Source organism: Comamonas sp. B-9 (assembly GCF_000410635.1).
Lineage (GTDB): Bacteria > Pseudomonadota > Gammaproteobacteria > Burkholderiales > Burkholderiaceae_C > Comamonas.
Genome location: NZ_KE148541.1, coordinates 13,830 through 25,082 on the forward strand (window position 1 = coordinate 13,830; position 11,253 = coordinate 25,082).

9 protein-coding genes and 1 pseudogene are annotated in these 11,253 nt (G+C 64.0%); 9 read left to right on the forward strand and 1 reads right to left on the reverse strand.

Annotated elements, in window-relative coordinates; translation table 11 throughout:
* Nucleotides 1-17 precede the first annotated feature (17 nt).
* The gene (locus H928_RS0108260) at nt 18-1,271 is read left to right on the forward strand and encodes a TIGR03862 family flavoprotein (protein WP_021026056.1); all 1,254 of its coding nucleotides are present in this window, start codon (nt 18-20) and stop codon (nt 1,269-1,271) included.
* 30 nt (nt 1,272-1,301) lie between these two features.
* On the opposite strand, the gene H928_RS0108265 is transcribed toward H928_RS0108260, so the two are convergent.
* Entirely contained in the window at nt 1,302-1,937 is a 636-nt protein-coding gene (locus H928_RS0108265; RefSeq protein ID WP_021026057.1) for a GntR family transcriptional regulator, read from the reverse strand.
* 131 nt (nt 1,938-2,068) lie between these two features.
* Between H928_RS0108265 and scpA the strand changes: the two genes are divergently transcribed.
* The 8 genes and pseudogenes from scpA to H928_RS0108310 all read left to right on the forward strand — a co-directional run.
* Complete coding sequence (scpA, locus tag H928_RS0108270; protein WP_021026058.1) at nt 2,069-4,243, forward strand: methylmalonyl-CoA mutase; 2,175 nt, start codon at nt 2,069-2,071, stop codon at nt 4,241-4,243.
* A 6-nt stretch (nt 4,244-4,249) separates the two neighbouring features.
* A complete protein-coding gene (locus H928_RS0108275; RefSeq protein WP_021026059.1) occupies nt 4,250-4,474 on the forward strand; it encodes a hypothetical protein in 225 nt (74 codons plus the stop codon).
* Nucleotides 4,471-4,923: a GNAT family N-acetyltransferase gene (locus H928_RS0108280; protein ID WP_021026060.1), complete on the forward strand. Its 453-nt coding sequence runs from the start codon at nt 4,471-4,473 to the stop codon at nt 4,921-4,923. Before H928_RS0108275 ends, H928_RS0108280 begins: the two co-directional genes overlap by 4 nt.
* A 91-nt stretch (nt 4,924-5,014) precedes the next feature.
* Nucleotides 5,015-6,052, forward strand: a complete 1,038-nt coding sequence (meaB, locus tag H928_RS0108290) for a methylmalonyl Co-A mutase-associated GTPase MeaB (protein ID WP_021026062.1) — start codon at nt 5,015-5,017, stop codon at nt 6,050-6,052.
* A gap of 60 nt (nt 6,053-6,112) precedes the next feature.
* On the forward strand, nt 6,113-7,645 hold the full coding sequence (locus H928_RS0108295) for an acyl-CoA carboxylase subunit beta (protein WP_021026063.1): 1,533 nt from the start codon (nt 6,113-6,115) through the stop codon (nt 7,643-7,645).
* Between the two features lie 42 nt (nt 7,646-7,687).
* On the forward strand, nt 7,688-8,866 hold the full coding sequence (locus tag H928_RS0108300) for a hypothetical protein (RefSeq protein ID WP_021026064.1): 1,179 nt from the start codon (nt 7,688-7,690) through the stop codon (nt 8,864-8,866).
* A gap of 50 nt (nt 8,867-8,916) precedes the next feature.
* Nucleotides 8,917-10,965 carry an acetyl/propionyl/methylcrotonyl-CoA carboxylase subunit alpha gene (locus H928_RS0108305; RefSeq protein ID WP_021026065.1) on the forward strand — a complete coding sequence of 683 codons (2,049 nt, stop codon included), beginning with the start codon at nt 8,917-8,919 and terminating at the stop codon, nt 10,963-10,965.
* 85 nt (nt 10,966-11,050) lie between these two features.
* Nucleotides 11,051-11,253 (forward strand): annotated as a pseudogene (locus tag H928_RS0108310) (YdcF family protein); the annotation flags it as partial.

An 11,253-nucleotide genomic window follows, 5' to 3' on the forward strand; every position in this document is an offset into this window, starting at 1 on the left:
CTTCTCCCCCTGCCACAGTGGATGTCGCAGTCATTGGCGGCGGCCCGGCTGGTCTGATGGCAGCACACCGCCTGGCGCAAGCCGGTTTGCAGGTGACGGTCTATGACGCGATGCCGTCGGTAGGGCGCAAGTTTTTGCTCGCCGGGCGCGGCGGCCTCAACCTGACCCATCCCGAGCCGATGGCGCCGTTTGTCGGGCGCTACGGGCGCCAACAGGCCGTCGTCGCGTCCTGGCTGCAGTATTTTGGCGCGGAGGAGGTGCAGGCCTGGGCCCAGGATCTGGGCGTCGAGACCTTTGTTGGCACCTCGGGCCGGGTGTTTCCCAAGGACATGAAGGCCGCGCCCTTGTTGCGCGCCTGGCTGGTGGCCATGCGGGCCGCTGGCGTGCGTTTTGCAATGCGCCACCGCTGGCTGGGTTGGGACGCGGCCGGCGCACTGCGCTTTGCCGCTCCCGATGGCGAGACCGCCGTGCAAGCGCGCGCCACCGTGTTGGCGCTGGGCGGCGGCAGCTGGGCGCGGCTGGGCTCAGACGGCGCCTGGGTGCCGCTGCTTGCGCAGGTGGGGGTGGAAACTGCCCCGCTTGCACCGGCCAACTGCGGCTTTGATGTGCGCATGCTGCCGGCCGCCGATGGCGAGACGGCACCGGGCTGGTCGCCGTTTTTCGCCAGCAAGTTTGCCGGCCAGCCTTTCAAATCAGTGGCAATCCGTTTTTATGACGGCAGCGAGGCGGGTTTTGCACGCCGTGGCGAGTTTGTCGCGACGGACAGCGGCGTCGAAGGCAGCCTGGTCTATGCGGTGTCTGCGCTGCTGCGCGATACCATCACGGCCCAGGGCAGTGCCACCTTCCTTGTTGATCTGCTGCCTGACCACAGCGCCGAGCGCGTGCTGGCCGAAGTGCGCCACCCGCGCGGCTCGCGCAGCCTGGCCAGCCACCTCAAGAGCCGGCTGGGCTTGGATGGCATCAAGGCTGCTTTGCTGTTTGAAGTGCTGGGCAAGGAGGGCATGCAGAATGCCGAGCTGCTGGCGCGCACCATCAAGGCCGCGCCCATCACCGTGGTCGCTACGCGCCCCATCGATGAGGCCATCAGCACTGCGGGTGGCGTGGCCTTTACTGCGCTGTCGCATGACCTGATGTGCCATGCCCGGCCCGGGCTGTTTTGCGCGGGGGAAATGCTGGACTGGGAAGCGCCGACGGGCGGCTATCTGCTGACGGCGGCCTTGTCGAGCGGCGTGCGGGCGGCGCAGGGCGCCGCGCATTTTCTCAAGGGCTGAGGCAGCCAGGGCAGCGCTGCGTTATCAAGACTAAGAAGCGGCTGCCAGCCCGTTTTTGAAGTGCAGCATGACGCAGGCGCGTGCCGCGCTGCTGTCCTGCGCGGCCAGCGCCCGCATCAGCGCGCGGTGCTCCTGCAGCGACTCCTCGATGCGGCCGGATTTGAACAGGGAGTTGTGGCGGTTGAGCTTCATCACCTTGCGCAGGTCGGCCACCATCTGGCTGAGCCATTTGTTGTCCAGCATCTCCAGCACGCGCATATGAAAGCGCTCATTGGCAATAAAAAAGGCATCGCGCTCATGGACGGCCGCTTCCAGCGCGTCATGCAGGCCTTGTAGCTCGGCAATCTGTTCGGCGCTGGCTTTGCTGGCCAGCTCGGCGGAGGCATCGCTCTCGAGCAAGGCCAGCAGGTGGTAGACCTGGAGCAGGTCTTTTTGCGACACCTCAGTCACATAGGCGCCACGGCGCAGCTTCATCGTGACCAGGCCCTCAGTGGCCAGCACCTTCAAGGCCTCGCGCAAAGGCGTGCGGCTGATGCCTATTTCTTCGGCAATTTTCAACTCATCGATCCAGCTGCCAGGGGGCAGTTGGTGCGCAAAAATACGTTGCCGCAGTAGCTCGGCAACGTCCTGGTACAGCGCACGCGGCGCAAAAGTGGGAAGGCTCATCGGTGGCGCCATTGTACAGAAGGCGACTGAAATTCAAAATTCTGCATTCATAATTATGAATAATGTACACTTGCCTGGCGGCCGTGGGTAGGCCAATATGCACTGTCTATAACGTATCCCGAGCTTGAGACATGACTGATTCCGCGAAGCACAACACTGCATCCGAGTTTCCCAAGGCCGACCGCGCCGCCTGGGACAAGGCCGCCAGCAAATCCGCCCCCGGGGGCGATGTGGGCAGCCTCGATTGGCTGACGCCCGATGGAATCACGGTCAAGCCGCTCTATACCGCTGCCGATACCGCCGACCTGCCGTTTGCCGATACCTTGCCGGGTTTTGCACCGTACCTGCGCGGCCCGCAGGCCACGATGTACACGGTGCGGCCCTGGACCATTCGCCAGTACGCCGGTTTTTCGACCGCCGAAGAATCCAATGCCTTCTACCGCAAGGCGCTGGCCGCGGGCGGCCAAGGCGTGTCGGTCGCGTTTGACCTGGCCACGCACCGGGGCTATGACAGCGACCACCCGCGCGTGACCGGTGACGTCGGCAAGGCCGGTGTGGCAATCGACTCGGTCGAAGACATGAAGGTCCTCTTCAACAGCATTCCGCTGGACAAGGTTTCCGTGTCGATGACGATGAATGGCGCGGTGCTGCCGGTGCTGGCCGGCTATGTGGTGGCCGCCGAAGAGCAGGGCGTGGCGCAGGACCAGCTCTCGGGCACGATCCAGAACGACATTCTCAAAGAGTTCATGGTGCGCAACACCTATATCTACCCGCCCAAGCCGAGCATGCGCATCATCGGCGACATCATCGAGTACACGAGCCAGAACATGCCCAAGTTCAACTCGATCTCGATCAGCGGCTACCACATGCAGGAAGCCGGTGCCAACCAGGCGCTGGAGCTGGCCTTCACCCTGGCCGACGGCAAGGAATATGTGAAAACCGCCATCGCCAAGGGCATGGATGTGGACGCCTTTGCCGGGCGCCTGTCCTTTTTCTGGGCGGTGGGCATGAACTTCTACCTGGAAATCGCCAAGATGCGTGCCGCCCGCCTGCTGTGGTGCCGCATCATGACCGGCTTTGAGGCCAAGAACCCCAAGAGCCTGATGCTGCGCACCCACAGCCAGACCAGTGGCTGGAGCCTGACCGAGCAGGACCCCTACAACAATGTGGTGCGCACCACCATCGAGGCCATGGCCGCCGTGTTTGGTGGCACGCAATCGCTGCACACCAATGCACTGGACGAAGCGATCGCGCTGCCCACCGAGTTCAGCGCCCGCATTGCGCGCAACACCCAGCTCATCATCCAGGAAGAGACCCATATCACTAATGTGATCGACCCCTGGGCCGGCAGCTACATGATGGAAAAGCTGACCCAGGACATGGCCGATGCTGCCTGGAAGATCATCGAAGAGGTCGACGCGATGGGCGGCATGACCCAGGCCGTGGACAGCGGCTGGGCCAAGCTCAAGATCGAGGCGGCTGCGGCGGAGAAGCAGGCGCGCATCGACTCGGGCAAGGAAGTGATTGTCGGCGTCAACAAGTACAAGCTGGCCAAGGAAGACCCGGTCGACATTCTCGAAGTGGACAACGTCAAGGTGCGCGACAGCCAGATTGCGCGCTTGAACCAGATCAAGGCCACGCGCGATGCCGCTGCCGTGGACAAGGCCCTGCAGGCGCTCAGCGCCGCTGCCGAGTCCGGCGAGGGCAACCTGCTGGACCTGGCCATCCAGGCGGTGCGGCTGCGTGCCACTGTCGGTGAAGTCTCTGACGCGCTGGAGAAATCCTTTGGCCGCCACCGCGCCGATACGCAAAAGGTGACCGGTGTCTACGCGGCCGCCTATGACTCGGCCGAAGGCTGGGACAAGCTCAAGGACGAGATCGCAGCCTTTGCCGAAGCCCAAGGCCGGCGTCCGCGCGTGATGATTGCCAAGCTCGGCCAGGACGGCCATGACCGGGGCGCCAAGGTGGTGGCAACCGCCTTTGCCGACCTGGGCTATGACGTGGACATGGGACCGCTCTTTCAGACCCCCGAGGAATGCGCGCGCCAAGCCATCGAGAACGATGTGCATGCCGTCGGTGTCTCCACCCTGGCCGCCGGCCACAAGACCCTCGTGCCCGCCATCATCGAAGAGCTCAAGAAGCAGGGCGCAGACGACATCATTGTCTTTGTCGGCGGCGTGATCCCGGCGCAGGATTACGACTACCTCTACAACGCAGGCGTCAAAGGCGTCTATGGCCCGGGCACGCCGATCCCGGCCAGCGCCAAGGATGTGCTCGAGCAGATCAAGAAAGCGGTTGCTGTCTAAATCGGTATGGGCAAGGGCAAACAAGCGCCTTTCTGGCAAGACTATGTGAAGGCTCTTGTCATGATGTTCGTGGAGCCTGTCCTTGGCATTCTGTATCTGTACTTGTTGTACCGGGTGCTCACTTTGCCAGCTTGGGGCCAGGTTGTCGTCGGGCTGGGCGTGTGGGTTGCACTGGGTTATGGTGGCTACTTGCTACACCAAAAGATGAAGAAAGGCTTGGAGAAAGCATGAATCTCTCCTTTGCCCCGGTTGCCGACAGTGATTTTGAAGCGCTGTTTGCGCTGCGCGTGGCCGCGATGCGCCCGAGCCTGGAGCGGCTGGGCATCTTCAACCTGGACCATGCCCGCAAGCGTTTTGAACGCCAGTTTGCGCCGCAGTACATGCGGCATATCTGTGTGGACGAAGGCGCAGGCCCGCAGCGCGCCGGGCTGCTGACGGTCGTGCCCTATGAAGATGGCCCGCTCAAGCTCCAGCATCTCTATCTGCTGCCGGCCTGGCACAACCGCCGCATTGGCGACTGGGCCATGCAGCAGGTGCAGAACCAGGCGCGCCGCGAAGGCCGGGCGGTATGGCTGGAGGTGCTGAACCAGAGCGATGCGATCCGGTTTTATGAGCGCCATGGCTTTGTGCAGACGGGCGGCGATCCGATTGACCTGTTGTACCAGTGGACCCCGGCGTAGAGGTAGTGGATATGGAGTTGGCGATACAAATGATGGCGGCAAGCGCCCCTGTGGCAGGGGCGCTGCGGCAGTGTTTTGACAAGGCGGCGGCATGAGTAGCGATGTTGCCGAGCGCGTTGCCGCCATTACGCAAGGGGACAACCCTGCTCTGCAGCGGCGCGCGATGGCCAAGGCCATCACCTTGCTGGAGTCGACCCGCGCCGACCACCGCGCGCTGGGCGATGCGCTGCTGACGGCGCTGCTGCCGCATACCGGCAAGTCTTTTCGCCTCGGCATCAGCGGTGTGCCCGGCGTGGGCAAGTCCACCTTTATTGAAACCCTGGGCCTGTATTTGATCGGCAAGGGCTTGCGCGTGGCGGTGCTGGCGATTGACCCGTCGTCCACCGTGTCGGGCGGCTCCATCCTGGGCGACAAGACGCGCATGGAGCAGCTGTCGATTCGCAGCGAAGCCTATATCCGGCCCAGCCCGTCGAGCGGCACGCTGGGCGGTGTGGCTGAGAAGACGCGCGAGGCGGTGCTGGTCTGCGAAGCGGCGGGCTACGACGTGGTGATGGTCGAGACCGTCGGTGTCGGCCAGAGCGAGATAGCGGTGCATGGCATGACCGACATGTTCTGCGTGCTGCAGCTGCCCAATGCCGGCGATGACCTGCAGGCCATCAAAAAAGGCGTGATGGAGCTGGCCGACCTGGTGGTCATCAACAAGGCCGATATCGACCCGAATGCCGCCACCCGAGCGCAGGCACAGATCACCTCCAGCCTGCGCCTGCTGGGCATGCATGGCAGCCATGACCATGCGGCGCGCGGCGCGCTCTGGCAGCCCCGGGTGATACAGATCAGCGCGCTGCTGGGCGATGGCGTGGAGGCCTTTTGGGACGCGGTCAGCAGCTACCGGCAGATGCAGACCAGCAACGGCTGCCTGGCACAGCGGCGCGAGAAGCAGTCGCTCGCCTGGATGTGGGAGCGCATTGACCATGGGCTCAAGCTGGCGTTTCGCAGCCACCCTGCCGTGCGCGATATGCTGCCTGCTGTGCAGCAGCAAGTCGCTTCGGGCCAGTTGGCGGCATCGACAGCGGCCAGAAACCTGCTGCAGGCGCAAAGCAGTGCGGCGATGATTCACAAAGCGGATTGAGCCGGGCGGCGAGCCCCGATCAAGACAGAGAGACAACCTAGCAAGCTTCAAGGATGGAACATGCAAGATATCTTGGAACAACTGGAGAAAAAGCGTGAACTCGCCCGCCTGGGCGGCGGGCAAAAGCGCATCGATGCGCAGCACAAGAAGGGCAAGCTCACGGCGCGCGAGCGCATCGAGCTGCTGCTCGACGACGGCACCTTCGAAGAGTGGGACATGTTTGTCGAGCACCGCTGCACCGACTTTGGCATGGAAGAGACCAAGATCCCGGGCGACGGTGTGGTTACCGGTTACGGCATGATCAATGGCCGCCTGGTCTTTGTCTTCAGCCAGGATTTCACCGTGTTTGGCGGCGCGCTGTCGGAGACGCATGCCGAGAAGATCTGCAAGGTGATGGACCAGGCGATGAAGGTGGGCGCACCGGTCATCGGCCTCAACGATTCGGGCGGCGCCCGTATCCAGGAAGGCGTGGCGTCGCTGGGCGGCTACGCCGATGTGTTCCAGAAGAATGTGCTGGCCTCGGGCGTGGTGCCGCAGATCTCGATGATCATGGGCCCTTGCGCCGGTGGCGCGGTCTACTCGCCGGCGATGACCGACTTCATCTTCATGGTCAAGGATTCGAGCTACATGTTCGTCACCGGCCCTGAGGTGGTCAAAACGGTGACCCATGAGCAGGTCACGGCCGAAGAGCTGGGCGGCGCCGTCACCCACACCAGCAAGAGTGGCGTGGCCGACATGGCCTTTGACAACGATGTCGAGGCGCTGATGATGCTGCGCCGCCTCTACAACTACCTGCCGCTCAACAACCGCGAAAAGGCGCCGGTGCGGGCGACGACCGACCCGGTCAGCCGCGCCGACATGTCGCTCGACACCCTGGTGCCCGAGAACCCGAACAAGCCCTACGACATGAAGGAGCTGATCATCAAGACCGTGGATGACGGCGATTTCTTTGAGCTGCAGCCCGAGTATGCGAAGAACATCCTGATCGGCTTTGCGCGCATGGCCGGCCAGACCGTCGGCATTGTGGCCAACCAGCCGCTGGTGCTGGCCGGGTGCCTGGATATCAAGAGCTCCATCAAGGCCGCCCGCTTTGTGCGCTTTTGCGATGCCTTCAACATCCCCGTGGTCACCTTTGTCGATGTGCCCGGCTTTATGCCCGGCACCAGCCAGGAGTACGGCGGCATCATCAAGCACGGCGCCAAGCTGCTCTACGCCTACGCGGAATGCACGGTGCCAAAAATCACCGTCATCACCCGCAAGGCCTATGGCGGTGCCTATGACGTGATGGCCTCCAAGCACCTGCGCGGCGATGTGAACCTGGCTTGGCCGCAGGCAGAAATCGCGGTGATGGGCGCCAAGGGCGCTGTCGAGATCATCTTCCGCGAAGACAAGAACGACCCGGACAAGCTCTCCAAGCGCGAGGCCGAATACAAGACCCGTTTTGCCAACCCCTTTGTTGCTGGCGCGCGGGGCTTTATCGACGATGTGATCCTGCCGCACGAGACGCGCAAGCGCATCTGCCGCAGCCTGGAGATGCTCAAGAACAAGCAGCTTGAGAACCCCTGGCGCAAGCACGGCAATATCCCGCTCTAAACGCTGCAGGCCTGGATGCGCTCCACCTTTGTCCCACTTCGCATGGCCGCAAGACGGCGGGCGCAGCACCTGCTGGCGCAGCGCTGGCTGGCGCAGCGCCTGCTGTGCGCAGCCATGGCCGGCATGGGTGTGGCTGCTGGCGCGCAAACCCAGCCTGGCATGCCGGCAGCGCCGGGCAGCAGCTGTGTGGCGCGCAGTGGTGCGCCACTGGCCCAGTCCTGGCAATACGTGTTCTCGTACCAGGGGGGCTGTGAAAACGGCCTGGCCCAAGGCGAGGGCCGGGCGCAGTGGCTGCCGCGCAGCGATGCTGGGGCGGCGCCCATTGTCTGGCAGGGCCGCTTTGACCGGGGCATTTTCCTCAGCCGCCCGGCAGTGCGCGCCGCTCGGCCCTTGGCTGACAGCCAGGTGCTGCTCGATCTGGGCCCCTTGGCAGACAGCGAAGGCAAGGGCGGGCGCCTCTGGGTGCAGGCGGCATTGGACGGCAACACGCCAGCCGATGCCTGCGCACCGATGGCGCTGCATGTGCTGGTGGACATCCATTCGCCGCTGGGCTCCGAGCAGGTGGCGCGGCAATGGCTGCAGGCGGCCTTGCAGCACTGGCAGCGTGTCTGCCCGGCTGCGGCGCAGAACCTGGTGCGGCTGATGCTCTACCAGGGCTTTGAGCTGGCGGCGGATGCCGATGGCCATCTGCCCGCGCCGGTGGTGCGGGCCACGGCTTCGCTGCAGGGGCGCGAGCTGCTGTTCCAGCAGTACAGCAACAACGCAGCGGCCCAGCAGCAGCACAATGCCGGTCAGCCCGAGCAGCAGCGCGAATACAGCGCCAACGCCCAGCGTCTGCAGGCGATGGTGCGCCAGTACCAGGCCCGGCGCGTGGTGGACCTGCCGACCTTGGACAAAAACCTGGGGGGCTTGCGCGGCCAGGTGGTGCTGGTGGGCGTGCGGCCTGAGCGCATCCTCTCGCGCCGGCTGGCAACGGTGCGCACCGCACACCGCGAAGGCTGGGACAGCACGGCAGCCGTGGTCGAAGGCCCTGAGATTGCCCGCTGGGGCAAGGACAGCCGCCTGCTGGCGGTGAAAGTGCAGGGGCGCTCGACCGATGTGCGCACGCAGGACCAGGTGATGCTGCAACTGCTCGGCAGTGTGCGCTGCAGCGAGATCGATTGCGAAGACTATTTGCTCATGCCCGGCGGGCAATGGGCGCATGACAAGGCGCTGCCGTAAGCACGGCAGCATGGTGGCCAACCGAAAGATTCAACCAAGAGACGACAACCATGTTCAGCAAAATCCTGATTGCCAATCGCGGCGAGATTGCATGCCGCGTGATCGCCACGGCCCGAACCATGGGCATCCAGACCGTTGCGGTCTACTCCGATGCGGACAAGGAAGCGCGCCATGTGAAGCTGGCCGATGAGGCCGTGCATATTGGTGCAGCGCCCAGCCGCGAGTCCTACCTGCTGGCCGACCGCATCATCGATGCGGCGCGCAAGACCGGCGCGCAGGCCATCCATCCGGGCTATGGTTTCCTGTCGGAGAACGAGGCCTTTGCCAAGCGCTGCGAAGACGAGGGTATTGCCTTTATCGGCCCCAAGGCGCATTCGATTGCTGCGATGGGCGACAAGATCGCCTCCAAGAAGCTCGCGAACGAAGCCCAGGTCAACACCATCCCCGGCTACAACGATGCCATCGAGAACGCGGAAAAAGCGGTGGGCATTGCCCAGGGCATTGGCTACCCGGTGATGATCAAGGCATCGGCCGGTGGCGGCGGCAAGGGCCTGCGCGTGGCCTACAACGACAAGGAGGCGCTCGAGGGCTTTACTGCCTGCCAGAACGAGGCGCGCAACAGCTTTGGCGATGACCGGATCTTTATCGAAAAGTTCGTGCAGGAGCCGCGCCATATCGAGATCCAGATCCTGGGCGACAGCCACGGCAATGTGGTCTACCTCAACGAGCGCGAATGCTCGATCCAGCGCCGCCACCAGAAGGTGATCGAAGAGGCGCCATCGCCCTTCATCAGCGATGCCACGCGCAAGGCGATGGGCGAGCAGGCCGTGGCCCTGGCCAAGGCCGTGCAGTACCAGAGCGCCGGCACGGTGGAGTTTGTCGTCGGCAAGGACCAGGACTTCTACTTTCTGGAAATGAACACCCGCCTGCAGGTGGAGCACCCGGTGACCGAGTGCATCACCGGCCTCGATCTGGTCGAGCAGATGATCCGCGTGGCGGCGGGCGAGAAGCTGTCCTTCAGCCAGGCTGATGTGAAGCGCGATGGCTGGGCGATCGAATGCCGCATCAATGCCGAAGACCCGTTCCGCAACTTCCTGCCATCGACCGGCCGCCTGGTGCGCTTTGAGCCGCCCAAGCAGACCATGTGGCAGGCCGATACCGCCCATTTGCAGGGCGTGCGTGTCGATACCGGTGTGTACGAGGGCGGCGAGATTCCCATGTACTACGACTCGATGATTGCCAAGCTGATCGTGCATGGCAAGGACCGCAACGAGGCGATTGCCAAGATGCGCGAGGCGCTCAACGGCTTTGCGATCCGCGGCATCAGCTCGAACATTCCTTTCCAGGCCGCGCTGCTGGCCCACCCCCAATTTGTCTCCGGCCAGTTCAACACCGGCTTTATCGCCGAGCACTATGGCCAGGGCTTCCATGCCGAGGACGTGCCCCACGAGGACACGGATTTTCTGGTGGCGCTGGCGATGTTCCGCAACCGCCGCTACCGCGCGCGCGCCTCCACCATCAGCGGCCAGATGCTGGGCCACCAGCTGCGCGTGGGCCACAGCTACACGGCGGTGGTGCTGGGCGCCGAAGGCCAGCACAGCTTTGTCTCGGCCGAGGTGACCGATTTTGACGACGAAGCCCGCGTCTGCAAGGTCAGCATTGGCGACAAGATCTACCAGTTCAGCAGTGAAGCGGTGCTGCGCGATGTCGTCACCCACGGCACTTGCAACGGCCAGCCCTTTACCGCACAGATCGAACGCGGCACGGCCAAGAACCCGCTGGCCTTGCGGGTGATCCACACTGGCACGCAGCGCGATATCCTGGTGCTGTCACAGCGCGGCGCCGAGCTCTACCAGCTGATGCCCTATAAGGCACCACCGGATCTGTCCAAGTTCCTGCTCTCGCCCATGCCCGGCCTGCTCGTCGATGTGGCGGTGCAGCCCGGCCAGAAGGTGCAGGCAGGCGAGAAGCTGGCCGTCATTGAAGCGATGAAGATGGAAAACATCCTGTTTGCAACGCAAGACGGCGTGGTGAGCAAGGTGAGTGCCGCGAAGGGCAATTCGCTCGCGGTGGACGATATCATTCTGGAATTTGAATGATCTGACTGCTTGGCCATGACGCAGACCCGCTGCCCCGCAGCGGGTTTTTTTGTGCTGGCGTGTGCGTGTGACGAGAGGATGGGGAATGCAACGAGCTTTGTTGGCCGTGGCCGCGCTGGTGCTGCTGGGGCTGGGTACCGTGCCCTTGGCGGCCGGGCACTTGCACCTGGGGGTGCTGGTGCCGGTAGGGCTGGGCCTGGCGGGAGGCTATCTGGTTTGGCGCTGGCCGGCGGTGCAGGCCTGGCGCGCCGCAGCACCCTGGCGCCGCGCTGTGTGGCGTGCCGCCTG

Bases quoted from the DNA above. Each gene is read 5' to 3' on its own strand.
- H928_RS0108265 (WP_021026057.1), bottom strand. From the start codon at position 1,937: ATGAGCCTTCCCACTTTTGCGCCGCGTGCGCTGTACCAGGACGTTGCC.
- scpA (WP_021026058.1), top strand. From the start codon at position 2,069: ATGACTGATTCCGCGAAGCACAACACTGCATCCGAGTTTCCCAAGGCC.
- H928_RS0108275 (WP_021026059.1), top strand. From the start codon at position 4,250: ATGGGCAAGGGCAAACAAGCGCCTTTCTGGCAAGACTATGTGAAGGCT.
- H928_RS0108280 (WP_021026060.1), top strand. From the start codon at position 4,471: ATGAATCTCTCCTTTGCCCCGGTTGCCGACAGTGATTTTGAAGCGCTG.
- meaB (WP_021026062.1), top strand. From the start codon at position 5,015: ATGAGTAGCGATGTTGCCGAGCGCGTTGCCGCCATTACGCAAGGGGAC.
- H928_RS0108295 (WP_021026063.1), top strand. From the start codon at position 6,113: ATGCAAGATATCTTGGAACAACTGGAGAAAAAGCGTGAACTCGCCCGC.
- H928_RS0108300 (WP_021026064.1), top strand. From the start codon at position 7,688: ATGGCCGCAAGACGGCGGGCGCAGCACCTGCTGGCGCAGCGCTGGCTG.
- H928_RS0108305 (WP_021026065.1), top strand. From the start codon at position 8,917: ATGTTCAGCAAAATCCTGATTGCCAATCGCGGCGAGATTGCATGCCGC.